The 17,499-nt window shown below is 42.4% G+C and carries 19 protein-coding genes; 2 read left to right on the top strand and 17 right to left on the bottom strand.

The window, feature by feature from the left end; all coding sequences use genetic code 11:
• The first annotated feature begins 7 nt into the window (after positions 1 to 7).
• On the top strand, positions 8 to 586 hold the full coding sequence (locus IGI77_RS07845) for a phosphatase PAP2 family protein (protein ID WP_015509588.1): 579 nt from the start codon (positions 8 to 10) through the stop codon (positions 584 to 586).
• 51 nt (positions 587 to 637) lie between these two features.
• Here IGI77_RS07845 and rbfA read toward each other — a convergent pair whose 3' ends face one another.
• From rbfA to IGI77_RS07785, 12 genes are all read right to left on the bottom strand, one after another.
• A complete protein-coding gene (rbfA, locus tag IGI77_RS07840) occupies positions 638 to 988 on the bottom strand; it encodes a 30S ribosome-binding factor RbfA (RefSeq protein WP_005225925.1) in 351 nt (116 codons plus the stop codon).
• Between the two features lie 33 nt (positions 989 to 1,021).
• Complete coding sequence (infB, locus tag IGI77_RS07835; RefSeq protein ID WP_438769817.1) at positions 1,022 to 3,754, bottom strand: translation initiation factor IF-2; 2,733 nt, start codon at positions 3,752 to 3,754, stop codon at positions 1,022 to 1,024.
• 12 nt (positions 3,755 to 3,766) lie between these two features.
• Positions 3,767 to 4,069 (bottom strand): YlxQ-related RNA-binding protein, encoded by a 303-nt coding sequence (locus IGI77_RS07830; RefSeq protein ID WP_015509584.1) that lies wholly within the window; start codon positions 4,067 to 4,069, stop codon positions 3,767 to 3,769.
• Entirely contained in the window at positions 4,062 to 4,358 is a 297-nt protein-coding gene (gene rnpM / locus IGI77_RS07825; protein WP_438769816.1) for an RNase P modulator RnpM, read from the bottom strand. Before rnpM ends, IGI77_RS07830 begins: the two co-directional genes overlap by 8 nt.
• Before the next feature lie 16 nt (positions 4,359 to 4,374).
• The gene (nusA, locus tag IGI77_RS07820; RefSeq protein WP_060792086.1) at positions 4,375 to 5,589 is read right to left on the bottom strand and encodes a transcription termination factor NusA; all 1,215 of its coding nucleotides are present in this window, start codon (positions 5,587 to 5,589) and stop codon (positions 4,375 to 4,377) included.
• Positions 5,590 to 5,610: 21 nt separating this feature from the next.
• Positions 5,611 to 6,084 carry a ribosome maturation factor RimP gene (gene rimP / locus IGI77_RS07815; protein WP_005225920.1) on the bottom strand — a complete coding sequence of 158 codons (474 nt, stop codon included), beginning with the start codon at positions 6,082 to 6,084 and terminating at the stop codon, positions 5,611 to 5,613.
• Between the two features lie 207 nt (positions 6,085 to 6,291).
• Positions 6,292 to 6,630, bottom strand: a complete 339-nt coding sequence (locus tag IGI77_RS07810; protein ID WP_171805166.1) for a DUF2752 domain-containing protein — start codon at positions 6,628 to 6,630, stop codon at positions 6,292 to 6,294.
• Positions 6,630 to 7,064, bottom strand: a complete 435-nt coding sequence (locus IGI77_RS07805) for a DUF4234 domain-containing protein (RefSeq protein ID WP_034857985.1) — start codon at positions 7,062 to 7,064, stop codon at positions 6,630 to 6,632. The genes IGI77_RS07810 and IGI77_RS07805 overlap by 1 nt, the downstream gene beginning before the upstream one ends.
• A gap of 152 nt (positions 7,065 to 7,216) precedes the next feature.
• Positions 7,217 to 9,157: a threonine--tRNA ligase gene (gene thrS, locus IGI77_RS07800; RefSeq protein ID WP_015509581.1), complete on the bottom strand. Its 1,941-nt coding sequence runs from the start codon at positions 9,155 to 9,157 to the stop codon at positions 7,217 to 7,219.
• A gap of 311 nt (positions 9,158 to 9,468) precedes the next feature.
• The gene (locus IGI77_RS07795; protein ID WP_005225916.1) at positions 9,469 to 9,645 is read right to left on the bottom strand and encodes a 2-hydroxymuconate tautomerase; all 177 of its coding nucleotides are present in this window, start codon (positions 9,643 to 9,645) and stop codon (positions 9,469 to 9,471) included.
• Between the two features lie 88 nt (positions 9,646 to 9,733).
• A complete protein-coding gene (locus IGI77_RS07790; protein ID WP_438769815.1) occupies positions 9,734 to 10,231 on the bottom strand; it encodes an ASCH domain-containing protein in 498 nt (165 codons plus the stop codon).
• Entirely contained in the window at positions 10,201 to 11,073 is an 873-nt protein-coding gene (locus IGI77_RS07785; RefSeq protein WP_438769814.1) for an aminoglycoside 6-adenylyltransferase, read from the bottom strand. Before IGI77_RS07785 ends, IGI77_RS07790 begins: the two co-directional genes overlap by 31 nt.
• Before the next feature lie 140 nt (positions 11,074 to 11,213).
• On the opposite strand from IGI77_RS07785, the gene helD reads away from it, so the two are divergent.
• The gene (gene helD / locus IGI77_RS07780) at positions 11,214 to 13,493 is read left to right on the top strand and encodes an RNA polymerase recycling motor HelD (protein ID WP_438769813.1); all 2,280 of its coding nucleotides are present in this window, start codon (positions 11,214 to 11,216) and stop codon (positions 13,491 to 13,493) included.
• Between the two features lie 57 nt (positions 13,494 to 13,550).
• Here helD and IGI77_RS07775 read toward each other — a convergent pair whose 3' ends face one another.
• From IGI77_RS07775 to rsfS, 5 genes are all read right to left on the bottom strand, one after another.
• On the bottom strand, positions 13,551 to 14,210 hold the full coding sequence (locus IGI77_RS07775) for a hypothetical protein (RefSeq protein WP_005225912.1): 660 nt from the start codon (positions 14,208 to 14,210) through the stop codon (positions 13,551 to 13,553).
• Between the two features lie 215 nt (positions 14,211 to 14,425).
• Positions 14,426 to 15,148, bottom strand: coding sequence for a YebC/PmpR family DNA-binding transcriptional regulator (locus IGI77_RS07770; RefSeq protein WP_005225911.1), 723 nt, complete (start codon positions 15,146 to 15,148; stop codon positions 14,426 to 14,428).
• A gap of 79 nt (positions 15,149 to 15,227) precedes the next feature.
• A complete protein-coding gene (locus IGI77_RS07765) occupies positions 15,228 to 16,394 on the bottom strand; it encodes a nucleotidyltransferase (protein WP_438769812.1) in 1,167 nt (388 codons plus the stop codon).
• Positions 16,395 to 16,421: 27 nt separating this feature from the next.
• Entirely contained in the window at positions 16,422 to 17,150 is a 729-nt protein-coding gene (locus tag IGI77_RS07760; protein ID WP_438770520.1) for a class I SAM-dependent DNA methyltransferase, read from the bottom strand.
• Positions 17,150 to 17,491: a ribosome silencing factor gene (gene rsfS, locus IGI77_RS07755; protein ID WP_034695537.1), complete on the bottom strand. Its 342-nt coding sequence runs from the start codon at positions 17,489 to 17,491 to the stop codon at positions 17,150 to 17,152. The genes IGI77_RS07760 and rsfS overlap by 1 nt, the downstream gene beginning before the upstream one ends.
• Positions 17,492 to 17,499 lie beyond the last annotated feature (8 nt).

The raw sequence follows: 17,499 nt of genomic DNA, 5'->3' as shown, positions 1-17,499 counted from the left end.
TCCTAAAATGGTTGTTTTAACGATAGGGTCATTTATTGGATTTGCCATTTTTTTGATCATGATTCAGCTCGGCACGATGCAGCGTTGGGAAGAAGCGTTTGCTTTGCAGATCATCCAAAGCCGTACGCCCTCTTTGACGCGCATGATGCACTTTTTTACCAATTTAGGAAAAGCCTTTCCGACAGTTGCGATCGCTTTACTGTTGTTTGCCTTTCCATCATCGCGGGCGGATCTTGCACCAAAAACAGCAGTCAGTATCTTCATAGTATCAGCAGCTGCTTACTTGATCAAACGAATCGTCCGACGAGATCGTCCTATTGATCATCGTTTAGTTGAAGAAAAAGATCACAGCTTTCCTAGTGCTCATGCTGCCACATCCGCTGCCATGTATGGAACGATCGCCTTGAATCTTGGACAATTGGTTCCCTCAGCTGTCATCCCGATGACCTTACTGGCAATTTTGCTTAGCTTTATGATTGGCTTTAGCAGAGTCTACTTAGGGATCCATTTTTTAACAGATGTGATCGGTGGTTGGCTCTTAGGGGCAGGTGTTGCTGGACTGGTTACTTTACTGATGAATTCCTGATGCTTTTTCCAAATAAAAAAGAACAGCTTCGACTGGAAGCTGTTCTTTTTTTTATTCTTCTGAGTGCAATGCGCGAATCATTTCATCAATTTTATTCCCGTATTGTACAGATTCATCCAACTCGAATTGGATTTCTGGAACTTTGTAGAGCGTTAGCGCTTGGCCTAGTTCACGACGAACCAACCCAGTTGCTTTTTCCAGTCCTGCTTGGGCTTTTTGCTTATCTGAAGCCAAGTCCGTCAAGGTGCTGTAAAAGATCGTTGCTTGCTGCAAATCTCCAGTTACTCGTACATCTGTGATCGTCACATCTTGCACGCGAGGATCACGAACTTTTTTACGAAGAATTTGATTGACTTCTTTTAAGATTTCTTGCGCCACTCGGCGATCTCGATAGTTAGCCATTCAAAAAGCCTCCTTGTATAGTTGTCATTTCGTTTATTTTGTTGGTACTTCTTCCATGACATAGCCTTCGATCACATCATCGACTTTTACGTCGTTGAATTTCTCGATCATCGCGCCACATTCAAATCCTAGCTTCACTTCTTTGACATCGTCTTTGAAGCGTTTCAAGCTGGCAAGTTTGCCTTCATAGATGACGATACCGTCACGAATCACCCGTACACCACTGTCACGGCGAATGCTGCCTTCCGTCACATAGCAACCAGCGATCGTACCAACTTTAGAAACTTTGTAGGTTTCACGAACGATCATTTGACCGGTGATTTTTTCTTCGAATTCAGGATCAAGCATCCCTTTCATCGCTGTTTCGATTTCTTCGATCGCTTTGTAGATAATGCGATGCAAACGAATATCGACTTCTTCTGCTTCCGCTTGCTGTTTGGCTTGCGGTGTAGGGCGGACGTTGAATCCGATGATGATGGCATTACTTGCTGCTGCTAGCGTTACGTCACTTTCATTAATGGCACCAACGGCTGAATGGACGATGTTTACTCGCACACCTTCAACATCGATTTTCTTCAATGACGCAGCTAACGCTTCGGCTGAACCTTGTACGTCTGCTTTGATGATGACGTTCACTTCTTTCAGTTCGCCTTCTTTTAGACTTTCAAACAAGTTATCCAATGTCACACGACTGCTTGATGCACGTTGTTCCATCAAGGCACGTTTTGCACGTTCTTCACCTGCTGCCCGAGCCGTTTTTTCATCTTCAAAGGTAACGAAACGGTCACCTGCTTGAGGGACATCGTTCAATCCTGTGATTTCGACTGGCGTTGCAGGTCCAGCTGCTTTATCACGACGACCTAAATCATTCGTCATCACGCGGACACGACCGAAAGTGTTCCCTACAACGATTGGATCACCAACATGAAGAGTTCCTTGTTGTACCAATAGTGTTGCTACAGGACCTTTGCCTTTATCAAGGCGCGCTTCAATAACGGTACCGATCGCTCGTTGGGTAGGATCAGCTTTCAAATCTTCGACTTCTGCTACTAAGAGGATCATTTCAAGCAATTCTTCAATGTTTTGCCCAAATTTCGCTGAGATTTCAACGAAGATCGTATCCCCACCCCAAGCTTCTGGGATCAACTCATGTTCACTTAATTCTTGCATCACATGTTGAGGGTTAGCACCTAGTTTATCGATTTTGTTAACTGCAACGATGATTGGCACTTTTGCTGCTTTCGCATGGTTGATCGCTTCCACCGTTTGCGGCATGACACCATCATCAGCTGCGACAACTAAAATCGTAATATCAGTGATACTTGCTCCCCGTGCACGCATACTGGTGAACGCCGCGTGTCCAGGAGTATCTAAGAAAGTGATTGGTTTGCCGTTGATGTCGATTTGGTAAGCCCCAATATGCTGCGTGATTCCTCCAGCTTCACCACTTGTTACGCGTGAATGACGTAACGTATCAAGCAATGTTGTTTTCCCGTGGTCAACGTGACCCATGATGGTAACAACAGGTGGTCGTGATACTAAATTCTCTTCAATTTGTTCTTCTGCTTCGAAGAATTTATCGATGTCTGCGATATCCACTTGAACTTTTTCTTGTGGTTCGATTCCGTAATCGGTAGCAAGCAGTTCAATCGTATCTTTATCTAAAGGTTGGTTTTGATTGACCATAACCCCCATCATAAAGAGCTTCTTGATGATCTCTGCTGGTTCACGGTAGATTTTTTTCGCGATATCCGCTACGTTCATGCCTTCTGTATATTCCAATACTTCTGGCAGTTCACGGAATTTACGTGCTGGAACTGGCGGTTTCTTTTCCGTCTGCTGACGGCCTTTTTTCCCTTTTTTGTTAAATTTATTGCGATTGTTGTTGTTGAAATTGTTATTGCGTCCACCGTAATTTGACTTGCCGCGGTTTTGATTTCCTCCACGGGAATCATTCGAGCCTTGCGTACGGTTGTTGTTGCGGTCTGCCCCTTGCGTATTTCCTGCAGATTGAGCGGCTGGACGGTTTTGTTGCCCTTGATTGTTCGGACGATTTTGTTGTCCTTGGTTGTTTGGACGGTTTTGCTGTCCTTGGTTATTCGGACGATTTTGTTGCCCTTGGTTGTTTGGACGGTTTTGTTGTCCTTGATTGTTCGGACGATTTTGTTGTCCTTGGTTGTTTGGGCGATTTTGTTGCCCTTGGTTATTCGGACGGTTTTGCTGTCCTTGATTGTTCGGACGATTTTGTTGTCCTTGGTTGTTTGGGCGATTTTGTTGCCCTTGATTATTCGGACGGTTTTGTTGTCCTTGGTTTGTTGGGCGGTTTTGTTGCCCTTGATTGTTACGATTCTCTTGGTTATTCACTCGATTATGACTTCCTTGGTTATTTGGTCTGTTACTTCCTTGACTGTTCGTGCGCTCTACTTGTCCTTGACCAGCAGGACGGTTATTGCTTTGCGTAGTTCGCTGTTGACTTTGATTGTTATGACGGTTTTGGAAGTTAGGATTATTTCTTTGCGTTTTAAATTTCTTTTGTTCTTGTTTTTCCGGCTGGTTGGCTGGTTTCTGATTTGCGGGATTTGAGTTTGCAGATGTTTTACCATTTGGATTGCCGCCTAATGACTGCTGCAATTTCTGCGCCTCTCCATCTGAGATCGCGCCCATATGATTTTTGACATCAAAGCCTAAAGATTGTGCTTTTTCAACAACCTCTTTGCTCGATTTGTTCCATTCTTTTGCAAGTTCATAAATTCTTTTTTTCCCCATGCAATCACCTTCCTAACCTAATATTAATTCCTGCACCTTCCTTGCAAATCCTTGATCTAAGATGCCAATGACCATTCTTGGTTTCCCAATGGCCGCACTGATTTCATCAGCAGAAAATGCATCTAGGAGCGGAATTTCGTAATAAGAACTTTTGTCCTTAATTTTCTTTTGTGTATTTTTACCAGCATCACTGGCGACAATGACCAAAGCAGCTTTCTCATTGCGAATCTCTTTTAAGGTCATTTCTTCACCAGTCACTAATTTCCCAGCACGCATGGCTAGTCCTAACATATTTAATGCTTTGGTTTTATTCATTTGCAAATAACTCTTTTCGCGCTTTTTGGTGCGTTACATAGTCCAATAGTTCTTGGTAAAATTTATCTGTTAATTTCGTTTCCAGCACCCGATCCAAGATCCGCTTATCCCATGCTTTCTGGGCTTCAGCCGGTTCGATCGCTATATAAGCTCCTCGACCTGGCATTTTTCCTGTTGGATCGATGGAAACAACGCCTTCTTTTGAACGAGTGATACGAAGCATTTCTTTCTTAGGCAGCATTTCGCCTGAAATCACTGATTTTCGTAAAGGAATTTTTCGTTTTTTCATCACGATCTCACCTCAACTATTTTTCGTCAAACTCAACATTTTCATAATCATCTGCAGTCATGTCTGATGAAAGAATCGCTTCATCAACTGTTTCCGCAGATTCTGTTGCTTCTGTGCTGCTTTCTTCAGCAGCTTCTGAAGCAGTTGCATCATACTCATCGATATAGTCGCCTTCATCCAGCTTCGCATAAAACTCTTCCATGTCTGTTTCTGATTTGATATCGATTTTGAAGCCAGTCAATTTGGCTGCTAGACGAGCATTTTGTCCGCGTTTACCGATCGCCAATGATAATTGGTAATCAGGAACGACAACAGTACATGCTTTCGGATTATCAACGTCGAAAATAACGTCGCTGACTTCTGCTGGATTCAACGCATTGGCGATAAAGATCGCTGGATCTTCATTCCATTCCACGATGTCCATGTTCTCGCCTTTTAATTCATTGACGATCGCTTGAACCCGTTGACCTTTAGGGCCGACACAAGTGCCGACTGGATCGACGTTGGCATCAAAGGAACGAACAGCAACTTTGGCACGATCCCCTGCTTCACGAGCAATACTTACGATCTCTACAGTACCATCATATACTTCTGGCACTTCTTGTTCAAATAATCGGCGTAGCAAATCTGGATGGCTACGGCTAACGAATACTTGAGGGCCTTTCGAAGTATTTTCAACACGAGAAACGAATACTTTGATCCGATCATGGGGTTGATAAAACTCATTTGGCATTTGGTCTTGTTTTGAAAGCACGGCTTCAATTTTGCCTAAGTTTACATAGATATAACGATTGTCTTGGCGTTCAACGATTCCTTGCAGAATGTCTTTTTCGTACGCACTAAATTCGTTATAGATAATGTTTCTTTCTGCTTCACGGACCCGTTGCAAAATGACTTGTTTTGCCGTTTGCGCCGCAATACGACCAAAGTCTTTAGGCGTTACTTCAAAACGGATTTTGTCGCCGATTTCATAAGCGGGATTGATTGTCATCGCTTCTTTTAATGAAACCTCTAGTTGCGAGTCCATGACTTCTTCTGTCACTTCTTTGACTGCATAGACGTGGATGTTGCCTTTTTTCTGATCAAATTCAACTTCCACATTTTGCGCTTGCCCGTAATGACGTTTGTACGCTGAAACCAATGCCGCTTCCAAGGCATCGATGACAATCTCTTTTGAAATGCCTTTCTCTGCTTCTAATGCATCCAATGCATTCAACATTTCTTTACTCATGATTCTTTCATTCCTCCGTGTTTAAAATTGAATGGCTAAACGAGCTTTGGCAATATTTTTCCGGTCGATCGTTCGTTCTTTTTCTCTGGTTTTGATTCGGGTCTTAATAACTAGCTGATTTTCGTCGAATGACTGTAAAAAGCCTTCGAACTGTTTTTCTCCATCAATCGGTTGATATAAAGAAACATGAATGTACTCGCCGACTGCCCGTTGATAATCTGCTTCTTTCTTCAATGGACGCTCGGCGCCAGGGGAAGAAACTTCCAAGAAATAGGCCTGTGGAATAGGATCAGGTTCGCATTGGTCTAATTGTTCACTAAGTTGTTCACTGACAAAGGCACATTCCTCGATATCGATTCCGCCTTCTTTATCGATGAACACACGAAGAAACCAATTTTTCCCTTCCTTCACGAATTCTACTTCAACTAATTCAAATTTTTGCGCATCCAGAATAGGGGTCACTATATCTGTAACAGTTTCCACTACCGTACTCACAACATCGCCTCCTTTATTTCTCAACGAAACGAACTTCATTCCATTAAAAAGAGTGAGCGAAAAAACCGCTCACTCACTCTAAGTATCATTACATTGTAAATATAACACAATTTTCATAAAGATTCAACTACTGTCGCATGTTCCCTTCGCTTTCAGAAAAAAACAAAGCATTTTCTTAAAGATTTTTAATGCCTGGGTGAATGGCTGTTAGTGAATCACTTGACCAATCCGACGTAGTAGTTGTGGGAAAATGCTCTCTGGATCAAAGTCCATTGGCGCGTCATGTGGGAAATGAAGCCAGAGCCGACCACCATAAACCACTAGTACCAAAAGTGTCAAGGTCAGCCACAGGTTGTGACTGTGGTAAAGTTTGCTGATTTTCGGATTTTTTTTGAACAAAACGATTCCGAATACGATCGGCACTAACCAAAACAAGGGATGAAAATGCAGCGCACCTTCAAGATCACCCTGAAATAAGTGCAAGTAGGCGCGCGTCATGCCACAACCTGGACAAGGAAACCCCGTTAACCATTTAAACGGACAAATCAATAATCGACCCAATCATCTGAATCAGACGAATCGTTTGATGTAGCAGATGACATCATGGCATTTTGATCAGCTGCTTCCCACATTTGATTCATATCACCTTGTAAAATCGCCATGTTGATGAAATCAAAAGCAAAAAGGCTCAAGACGACAAAAAGGATTTTGTTGTCACTCAGACGAGGCATATTCGCTCGTTGTTGTGCACTCATAAAGATATCCGCAATTCGGTACCACCAATAAATTTGGTACAATCCGCAAGTAAGGATCGTGAGTAAAATCGACGTTTCTGGCGAAAGACGATTATCCCCGCTGTACTCTGCTAGCTCTTTGGTTGTTTGGTACATCCAAAAGAATGTATAAATGCCACAAGTAATAAATGTTAATAAAATGACCGATACAACCGATTTCTTTCTAACTCCGTAATTATAATTCATCACAAACTCCTTTTCTTTTTTTTCATTTTTGCCACTTATCAATTATACTACAATCTAATCATCATAACAAAACCTATTTATTTATTTTTGTGAATTTAGACAAAAAAGCACCATCTTAAAGAAGGTGCTTTTTCGCTTCATCCATCATAAAACTATTTTCGACTATAGTTTTTCACTTCTGCAGCCATTGCATCAACAAACAGATTCAATTCTTCGACTTGGGTCTCTTTGCTGCCGTAGCGACGGATATTGACTGTCGCGTCATTGACTTCTTGATCCCCAACAACGATTTGGTAAGGAATTTTTTGGGTTTGTGATGCGCGGATCTTATACCCCATTTTTTCGTTGCGGTCATCCACTTCTACCCGCAGTCCTTGTGCCTGCAAGCGTTCTTTGATTTCGTAAGCATAGTCACTGTGAGCTTCGACTGAAACTGGAATGATCGATGCTTGGATCGGCGCCAACCAAGTTGGGAATGCGCCTTTATAGACTTCCGTTAGATAAGCCACAAAGCGTTCCATCGTTGAAACGATGCCGCGGTGGATCACCACTGGACGGTGGTTGTTTTCACCATCTTCACCAACATACGTTAGGTCAAACCGTTCAGGCAACAAGAAATCTAATTGGATCGTTGACAAGGTTTCCTCCATGCCTAAAGCTGTTTTCACTTGGACATCTAGTTTTGGTCCATAGAAAGCTGCTTCGCCTTCTGCTTCAAAATAATCCAATTCTAATTCATCCATAGCGGCTTTTAGCATCGTTTGCGCATTTTCCCACATTGCATCGTCATCAAAATATTTGTCTTTGTTTTGTGGATCACGATAACTTAGACGGAAACGATAATCGGTGATATTAAAGTCTTCATAAACACCGATCATTAAATCAAGTGTCCGTTTGAATTCTTCTTTGATTTGATCCGGACGGACGAATGTATGCCCATCGTTTAAAGTCATTTCCCGAACCCGTTGCAATCCAGATAATGCCCCTGATTTTTCATAGCGGTGCATCATGCCTAATTCAGCGATCCGAATCGGTAGCTCACGATACGAATGAATGTCATTTTTATAAACCATCATATGATGCGGACAGTTCATTGGTCGCAATACTAACATTTCCCCATCCCCCATATCCATTGGCGGGAACATGTCTTCATGGTAATGATCCCAGTGCCCTGAGGTTTTGTATAGATCCACGTTTGCCATGATTGGTGTATACACATGTTGGTACCCTAAGCTGATTTCTTTGTCCACGATATACCGTTCGATCGTACGACGGATCGTAGCTCCTTTTGGCAGCCAGAACGGCAAACCAGCGCCGACTTCAGGTGATAACATGAACAATTCTAATTCTTTTCCTAATTTACGATGATCGCGTTCTTTTGCTTCTTCCCGTAAACGGATAAATTCCTTCAAGTCTTTTTTATCGAAAAAGGCTGTTCCATATACCCGTTGCATCATCTGGTTGTCAGAGCTTCCACGCCAGTAAGCACCTGCCACTGATAACAATTTGTACACTTGGATACGACCAGTTGATGGGACGTGAGGACCGCGGCAAAGATCGACAAATTCACCTTGCTGATAAGCAGTAATCGTTTCATCATCTGGTAATTCAGTGATCAACTCTACTTTGTATGGATCTTCGGCAAAAAGGGTCAACGCTTCTTCTTTTGTTAACACGCGGCGTTCGATTGGCAGATTTTCTTTGATGATCTTCATCATCTCTGCTTCGATTGCTGGTAGATCTTCTGCAGTTACTGGGTTTTCCCCATTGTCTGTGTCATAGTAAAAACCAGAATCAATTGCAGGTCCTACCCCAAAATGGATCGATGGATAGAGTCTGCGCATAGCTTGAGCCATTAAATGAGCTGTCGAATGACGAAGTAAGCCTAAGGCGTCTTCATGATCGGGTGTCACGATCTCAATCGTTGCATCTTCTTCGATCGGACGTGAAAGATCGATCAGTTGTCCATTGACTTTTCCAGCTAAGGCTTTCTTTGCAAGACTTTTCGAGATACTTTCAGCAATCTCTTTGGTTGTTACCCCAACAGCAAATTCTTTTTTTGCGCCATCAGGAAATGTAATAAATAATGACATATGAATGTCCTCCTTTGATGATTTCAATCAATAAAAAAAGTCCTAGTATCGGTTACGATACTAGGACGATCACTCGTGGTTCCACCTATTCTTCAAAAACAGAAAAAGTCTGTTTTCCTCTTCATGAGATAACGGTTCAACCGCCTCCGTTTCAACAGAGGTCTTAAAAAAGTGGTCATCCTTTGGTTTTCTTCTAGGAAATTTTCAGCCAAGATTTCCCTCTCTTATCGAAGACTCTCAAATTCAGGTGTCTTTTTTATTGATCGATTATGGCTCAATTAAACCACTCTCTTGATAAAAAAGCAAGAGAATTATTTCCAATCGCCATTCACAGCATAGGTTCCTTGCTTCATTTCATTGATGATAACATGGATATGCTCTTTAGGGGCGCCTGTATTTTTATGGACCGCCTCAGTGATTTCTTTCATCATATTCGTCAGTTGCTCTTGCGAACGTCCTTCAACTAGTTCGACATGGATAAATGGCATACGACTTCCTCCTTTGTTTGCTTTTGATTATACACCTTTTTCAAAAAGACAAAAACTATTACCTTGGTTTCCAAAGAAAACCATGACTTTATTCTTCCTGATAAACGACACAAAACTTTTCGCAAACACACAGCATTTGATCGTGAAAAGACAACCCCGCTGAGGCATAAGCTCGTCGAAAAAAAGCTTCATGAACACGGCGCCAATAAGCCAAAGTGCGATCTCCTTCCCCTTCTAAAAAGGCAAAGTCTGCTGTCACCTCATCAAAAGGCACGATCGACACTGACTCTAAGTAAAGATCAGCTTTCGGTACATCCGACCCATTTAAAAGGACACTATAGGTTCCTGATTGCGGCAATGCTTCTTGCTCGATTTCATAGAGCGCAGCGGCAGATGTCGTTGCCGTCTTTTTGCCAGCTAAAACCAGTGCTGCCAGTTCATCGGCCATTTGTGGTGTATTACCAAAGGACCAAGCATCTTCATAGGTCAAAGGAGATTGATTTCTTGGATTTGCTTTTAAAAACCGCTGCCAAAACGCCTGAATCTGACAGTCTTTTATTTTTGATTCTCTGGTTTCATCTGCCAATTTTTTTCACTCCAATACTTCGTATATGTTTGGACATTCTCAGCTTCTTGCCAATCATAAGCCAGCCCTAATTTCTCGCTGATGTTCTTTGCTTGGCCATCAAAACGTTTTTGCATCTTCAAGAGGGACTGACCGCAGGCAGTGATCGTGGAAAAATCAAGCAAAGAGGTCAATTCCCGCCACTCCTTTTCCGTTAGAAACGACTGTAGGTATTTATGATTTTTCCCTGTACTCACCTGAAATTGCTGAGCTTGGGCAACGAACAAATCTTCAATCCATAACAATTCTTGCCAACAAATAGTGTATAAATGATCCGCAGCATAAATCAGCTGCTTTCGAAGCAGCCCTTTCACGACATACGTGCTTACCCACCAAAATTCGTTGCAGTGTTCCTGAAAAGCGGCTTGGGTCGGGCGCTTGATCCAGTAATGCGAATGATTTGCTTGATTAGCACAACTTAGTATTTGGTCTGGATCAAGCAGCGGCTGCAAGCCTGGTTCGTTAGCCAGACGATCGACCAGTGCAAGAGGACATAGCATGAGATCGATTCTTACTCCGTCTAAAAAATGCATCAAGTACGTAAAACACCCGCCCAAACTTGGCGGATAGATGGTGCTAGCTTCCGGTGTTTGCCTGATCATGATCGGTCCAAAGGCTTCTAACCATGAAGGATCATCGACCAAGGGCTGAATATCATCCATTACGTAAACCACATCAAAGTCTTGTAAAAAATCTTTTGGCGCCTGTGGATCGGTCCGTGAACCAGATAAACCGATGGCACGTGCCCCAACACGTTGCCCCACAGACAGGATCAATTGGTGCAATTCTGCTTCTTCCCTCACCGTCTCCACCTCTTTTTCGTTTCGTTTTTGAACACCTAAGCTCTTTTTATAAATATTAGCATAGTTTCTTTTTTTCCACGACATTCGCAGGGAAAATATGCTATAATTTTATGTCGCAATTTTTTTAAGGAGGATCCTTCGTGAACGAACGTCAAAAAGAACAACAACATGTCAATGAAACCATTGCTCTGATCCACAGAGAACAAGCGATCCTTTCGCAGCAAAAACAAGAGTTAGCCGCTAAAATGGATGATCAATTAAAAGAAATCGCCGATAAGAAAATTCGCGGGGGCGACAGTGAAGCCTTTTATGAATCAGTTATCGAGTACCAGCAGCATGAACAAGAATTGCTGATAAAATACCAAACCGCAGAATCACAAGAAAAACGCGTCAAAACCTTAACAACGATGGCGGGCAATCCGTATTTTGCTCGAATCGATTTCAAAGAAGAACAAGAAACCGAGACCCTCTATTTGGGGATCGCTTCATTGCGAGACAAAGATGAAGAAACGATCGTCATCGACTGGCGCGCACCGATCGCCAATCTTTATTATGAAGGAGAGCTTGGTGAGACCTTCTACGAAACAGACACTGATCGGTTTACGGTAGAATTGCTTTTGAAACGCCAATTTAAAATTCAAAATGGTGAAATCTTGTCGATGGTCGATACTTCGGAGATCATCAATGACGAATTTTTGTTGGAAATATTGGATGAAGCCTCTACTTCTCAAATGCGTAACATCGTTTCGACGATCCAAAAAGCACAGAATCAAATCATTCGTGATACCACCAATAAATTCTTACTGATCGAAGGGATTGCTGGAAGTGGGAAAACCTCTGCTTTGTTGCAGCGGGTCGCCTTTTTACTTTATCGGAATCGCAAATGGTTGGACGAAAAACAAGTCTTGCTGTTTTCACCCAATCATTTGTTTTCTGACTATATTTCCATGGTCCTGCCTTCTTTAGGTGAAAGTGAAGTGCCCACAAGAACCTTCCACCACTTTATCCAATTGATTCTGACTGGCTATGAAGTGACGAAAGAAACCCAACAAGAAGAAACCTTTTTAAGCGGCGATGATGATGCCATTGAAAAAATCAAAAGTAGTCTTTTCTTGGTGGAAAAAATCAACCGTTATGTCCGTTCGATTGCACCGATCGGTCCCTTGTTCCGTGATCTAAAAATCCAAGGGCAAACCTATTTGACAAAAGAACAGATTCGCCGCTGGTATCAAGAAACCAATAACGAACTGCCGATTTACCAAAGAACCCAACTGCTTCAAACGAAATTATTAAAAAAAATCGGCGGCTTGGAAAAAGATGAAGCAAAAAAAGACTGGGTCAAAGAAGCGACCGAAGAACAATTGCAACAAGTATTTGCCAATGATCCTCATCAAGAATACAGCGAAGAAAACGAACGCCGTTTGCGGAAGAAACTTAGACAGCAGATCGTCCGCAAGAAGTTCCGTTCCTTGACGCGGGGAGTGAAAAACTTTCAGTTTATCAACCAAGCCAAGCAATACTTACACTTTTTACAATCGGTTGAGTCTGCTTCAGTCAAAGAAACTGGCATCGAGGCTGCGACTTGGCAGCAAAGTATTGCCGATATTCGACAAGGCATGCGCCAAAGACAGATCAAACAAGAAGACGCCGTTTTGTTTTTCTTACTGATCAAACAGCTTTATCCTGTTCACGTCGAAGAAAAAGCTCGGTTTATCTTTATCGATGAAATGCAGGATTTTCCACCAGCACAAGTGGCTCTACTGCGTCAGCTTTATCCAAAGGCTGGCATCACTCTATGCGGCGATTTGAATCAAAAAGTGTATGGCAATGAAACGATCGTCGGGGCATTAGCAGAATTATTCCCCCGCGAAAGTGTGAAACGTTATCAATTGAAAACCAGCTATCGTTCGACTAAGGAAATCACAGATTTCGCCAATCAATTTTTAGTTGGCAGTGATCAAGTGGAATTGACGGCTCGTAAAGGGGCGGTACCAACAATTGTTAAAGGAACTGCAACTGAAAATCTGGCTTTCCTAGAAACCAGTATTCGTGACGCAGCTGAGAATCAGCGTTGGCGCACCGCGATCATTTGTAAAACCGCAAAGGATTGCCAGCAGTTATATGCCCAACTGGCAGAAACAATGCAGGAACAAGTGCAGCTGATCACCTCTGAAGAAGACTTCATGAAACGCAATGTGATGATTTTCCCGGCCTTTTTAGCAAAAGGGCTAGAGTTTGACCAAGTATTTGTCTGGACACCAGGTGCCACTTTCGTGACTGAACAAGACCAATTGATTTTTTATACAATGGCGACACGGGCGATGCATCAGTTGACCGTCCTCACCCAAGAGGAATTGCCGCTGCTAGCAAAAGCTGATCCTACCACTTATCAGTTCCAAGAAGCATCAACGATCGGATAACAAAAAACATCACTTTCGGCGAGTTCCCAAAGGAAACAAGCCGATCGTGATGTTTTTTTAGCCTTTTAACTCGCCAATAAATAAACGGGTTTCTGGATAGCGCATCCCTACGATGGTTAAAATCATTTGCAGCTCAGAAACGTGTTCGGGATCTTCTGGAACGAATAATTTTGTATGTCGCCCAATGCTGCCGTTATCGATCAAGCGATGGGTACGATTCCACTCACTAAATTCTTCAATCGTCGTAAAGCGACTAAGAGGAAAGCCAGCGCCATCCAGAATTTCTGTCAATCGAAAAAGTACATAGGAACTGTCGATGACAAATTCTTTTCTATGAGGCAAAGCACGCGTTCGTTTATAATCAATAATTGCTTTTTCTGGTCGGTGCTCTAAAAGCCAATCCAACAGCAAGAAGAACCCTTCCATTCGATACTCATCGATAAAGAGCCGTTCAGAGTATTCCGACATGCGAAAGACTAATGGAATCAAGAATCGCTCTTTATAAATTAATAAGGGTGCGCGATCAACGACGACATTTAAATAACGATTCAAATAAGAAGAGCCACGATAATCACCTAGACGATACCCTTCTACCCCATACTTTTGATATTTCCGACAAAGAGCCGAGCAGTCAGAAATCGATACAGACACTTCTGCTAGCTTTTCAAAACCACTTAAGATTCGATTAAATGGCTCTAAAACGATTTTTTCTTCCATGTCTGCCCCCCTAACGATTTGTTTGCTTATGTAGTAAATCATAACACATAAAATGTATAGAAACCAACTGAAAAGATGATCAACACAGAAGAATTTTCAGTAAATGAGCAACGCTACCGCTTCATTATTTCTCTTGCATAAGCGATAAAGCTTCTACATAAAAAAACATACTAAAAAAATGGCAGCCAGATTGTCTCTAGGCTGCCAAGTGACACTTATTCTTCCGCGTCTGCCACATTGTGATAGACGTTTTGTACGTCTTCAAGATCTTCTAACACATCGATCATTTTTTCGAATTTTTCTAGATCGTCACCCGTCAAGGTTACTTCATTTTGAGGAATCATTTGCATTTCTGCAATTGAGAATTCAGTGATTCCTTTTTCTTTCAAGGCTTCTTGAATGGCATGGAAGTCACTTGGTTCACCGTGAACGATGATTTGTCCATCTTCTTCAACGACATCACGAACATCGATCTCTTTGTCCATCAAGTATTCTAAGATTTCATCCGCATCGTCACCGGCAAAGCCAAAGAGTGCCGTGTTATCAAACATATAAGCAACGGCCCCTGAAACACCCATATTCCCGCCGTTTTTACCAAAAGCGGCCCGAACATCGGCTGCGGTACGGTTGACGTTATTTGTCAACGTATCGACGATCACCATTGATCCATTTGGTCCAAATCCTTCGTATCGAAGTTCTGAGTATTGTTCATCGCCAGAACCTTTGGCTTTTTCAATCGCACGGTCAATAATGTGTTTTGGCACATTGTAGGTTTTCGCACGTTCGATAACAAAGCGTAATTTTTGGTTCGCGTGAGGATCAGGATCACCCGATTTTGCTGCTGCGTAGATTTCGATTCCAAATTTTGCATAAACTCGGCTATTGTTTGCATCTTTAGCAGTTTTTTTCGCTACGATATTTGCCCATTTACGACCCATGATTTCACTTCGCTTTCTTGTTTTTAAAAATCCTTATTCATTATACTTGTCAAATGGCGTTCTGTGAAGTAATTTTCACTTATTTATCAATAAAAAGCGGAATTCTTCGAAAATTTTGTTCTGTGATTTGAGGATTCCCTTGCTGATAGATCTGGTCGATCCGCAATGACAAGCCATAGCGCTGTGCTTCATGCTTACCAAATTTAGCGATCAGCGGCAGGGTCAGCTCTTTTTTGACCTCTTTTAAATAGTGCTGCCCTTGCTTCGTATACCCTAAGACTCGAATAAAGGAATGTTCTTGAGCTTCCTTCATTTCAGCTTTTGTCACTTGGAACAATACATAACAAGCAAGACGCTGCAGCCGCGTTTGGGTATAACGTTTCGTCTTTAACAACTTGATAAAATCTGTAAAAGAATCCGCCGCCGTCACATATTGTTTTAGTCGATATTCTAATCCTTCTTCCATCTGGTAAATAGCAGCTAATTTTTCGATTGGGGCAGAAATGATCTGGTATTGAAGATACGGCCAAAAGGCTTCCCAGTCGACTGTTGCTTGTGAAAGAAAGGTTTGTGTGGCTTCAGGAACAAAATCCGCAACAGCTGCACCTTGTTTGATTGCTTGGCGAATGGCTGTTGCACTGGCGATTGTGGGATGATCGAATTGTTCTGAATGATAGGACGCCGCAACGCGTTGGATGGGGACCAAACGCATTGGTTTTTCATAATGCAGCACTTCCCGTGCATACGCCATACCCAACAGATGATTGGGCTGGTCTTTTTCTTCATGGTACTCAGGATATAGCTCACTGAGGACCGCACTCATTTTTTGACTATAGGTAGCATTTTGCCTAGCTAAGCGTTGAAATGCGTCATCGATCATTAGTCGATTTTCTTTTTCAAAGTGAGCAAACTTGGCATAGTCGAAGGGGTGTTTCGTATCTGTGCCGAAGCATAACAACTCACATTGCAGATCCTGCAGAATCCTAATCGCTCCCGATGCAAAAAAATCAGCAGAGTGGACGGCCCAAGCGGGGGGCAATTCGACGATCAAGTCTACCCCATGTTGTAGTGCTGCTTGAGCTCGCTGCCATTTATCGATGATTGCTGGTTCGCCACGCTGTAAAAAATTTCCACTCATCACCGCAACGACGACATCAGCATTCGTTACTTGCCGTGCTTTTTCCACATGGTATTGGTGTCCATGGTGAAAAGGATTGTATTCTACGACTAGTCCGCAAGCCTTCATCGACATCCCTCCTGTTTTACATAACGGTTACTTATGGCAGACAAAAAACCAGCGACGGCTTTTTTCATTTGGTTTCGTATCGATAAAATCAGCATAGCATTCAACATTAGCAAAACCAGCATTTTCTAACATTCTTAAATAGCTTTCAAGAGGATAGGTTCTTTCTTGATGAAGCTCATCTAAGCGTTCAAACAACCCATTCTCTTGTGCAACAAAAAAGGTCAAGAAGTGTTCAATGCTATGGTCTTTTTCGCCTTGATAGCTTTCCCAAAGAAAGGCAAATTCATCGGTTTGGTAATGATAGCTATAATCAGGAAAGACTTCATCGATTTGATATACGGAATGCACATCAAATAAAAAGACGCCATCTTCTTCTAAACAACTGTAAACACCATCAAACACTTGCTGCACACTCTGCTCGTCTTCCATGTAGCAAAGGGAGTCAGAATAGCAGGTAATTGCTTGATAGGTGCCAACATCTACGAGATCCAGCATGTCACCCGCAACAAATTGCACAGCCGCCTCTTCTTTTTCAGCCCGTTGACTAGCGATCATCAGCATCTCTTCTGAAAGATCTAACCCAGTCACGACAAAACCAGCCTTGGCAAACTCAACGGCTAACGCACCAGTTCCACAAGCCAATTCTAACAGCTGTTTTCTTTTTCCTAAATGACGACAAGAAAAATCCAGCCACTTTTTATAGAGACTGGAATCCATTACTTCGTCATAGACAAATGCGAAGGTTTCGTAAGCCATTACGCCACGACCCATTCATTAAGATCCACAAGCGGCGCATCAGACCATAATTTTTCTAGGTTGTAAAAAGCACGTTCTGAGGCACTGAATACGTGAACGATCACGTCACCTAAGTCGATCAAGACCCATTTTCCACCATCTTTTCCTTCGACACGGCGAACAGATACTTGATTTTCTTCTTCTTTATCGATGACTTCATCAATGATCGCATTGATTTGACGTTCGCTATTTCCTGAACAGATCACAAAGTAATCTGCTAGCAAAGAGATTTCCCGCACATCTAATGCCATAATATCTTCGGCATGTTTGGAATCGGCGGCTTTTACAGCAATTTCTAATATTTTCTGAC

Origin of the sequence: Enterococcus sp. DIV0213h (assembly GCF_051711285.1) — a bacterium.
GTDB lineage: Bacteria > Bacillota > Bacilli > Lactobacillales > Enterococcaceae > Enterococcus_D > Enterococcus_D casseliflavus.
Note: the sequence above shows the minus strand (reverse complement) of the source record. Positions and strands in the feature narration are given on the sequence as shown.

Bases quoted from the DNA above. Each gene is read 5' to 3' on its own strand.
- rnpM (WP_438769816.1), bottom strand. From the start codon at position 4,358: ATGAAAAAACGAAAAATTCCTTTACGAAAATCAGTGATTTCAGGCGAA.
- IGI77_RS07765 (WP_438769812.1), bottom strand. From the start codon at position 16,394: ATGAAGGCTTGCGGACTAGTCGTAGAATACAATCCTTTTCACCATGGA.
- IGI77_RS07795 (WP_005225916.1), bottom strand. From the start codon at position 9,645: ATGCCATTTATCCATGTCGAACTAGTTGAAGGACGTTCGCAAGAGCAA.
- IGI77_RS07770 (WP_005225911.1), bottom strand. From the start codon at position 15,148: ATGGGTCGTAAATGGGCAAATATCGTAGCGAAAAAAACTGCTAAAGAT.
- IGI77_RS07845 (WP_015509588.1), top strand. From the start codon at position 8: ATGGTTGTTTTAACGATAGGGTCATTTATTGGATTTGCCATTTTTTTG.
- IGI77_RS07775 (WP_005225912.1), bottom strand. From the start codon at position 14,210: ATGGAAGAAAAAATCGTTTTAGAGCCATTTAATCGAATCTTAAGTGGT.
- rbfA (WP_005225925.1), bottom strand. From the start codon at position 988: ATGGCTAACTATCGAGATCGCCGAGTGGCGCAAGAAATCTTAAAAGAA.
- IGI77_RS07830 (WP_015509584.1), bottom strand. From the start codon at position 4,069: ATGAATAAAACCAAAGCATTAAATATGTTAGGACTAGCCATGCGTGCT.
- IGI77_RS07805 (WP_034857985.1), bottom strand. From the start codon at position 7,064: ATGAATTATAATTACGGAGTTAGAAAGAAATCGGTTGTATCGGTCATT.
- nusA (WP_060792086.1), bottom strand. From the start codon at position 5,589: ATGAGTAAAGAAATGTTGAATGCATTGGATGCATTAGAAGCAGAGAAA.
- thrS (WP_015509581.1), bottom strand. From the start codon at position 9,157: ATGTCATTATTTATTACATTTCCTGATGGCGCAAAAAAAGAATTTGCT.
- IGI77_RS07760 (WP_438770520.1), bottom strand. From the start codon at position 17,150: ATGGCTTACGAAACCTTCGCATTTGTCTATGACGAAGTAATGGATTCC.
- infB (WP_438769817.1), bottom strand. From the start codon at position 3,754: ATGGGGAAAAAAAGAATTTATGAACTTGCAAAAGAATGGAACAAATCG.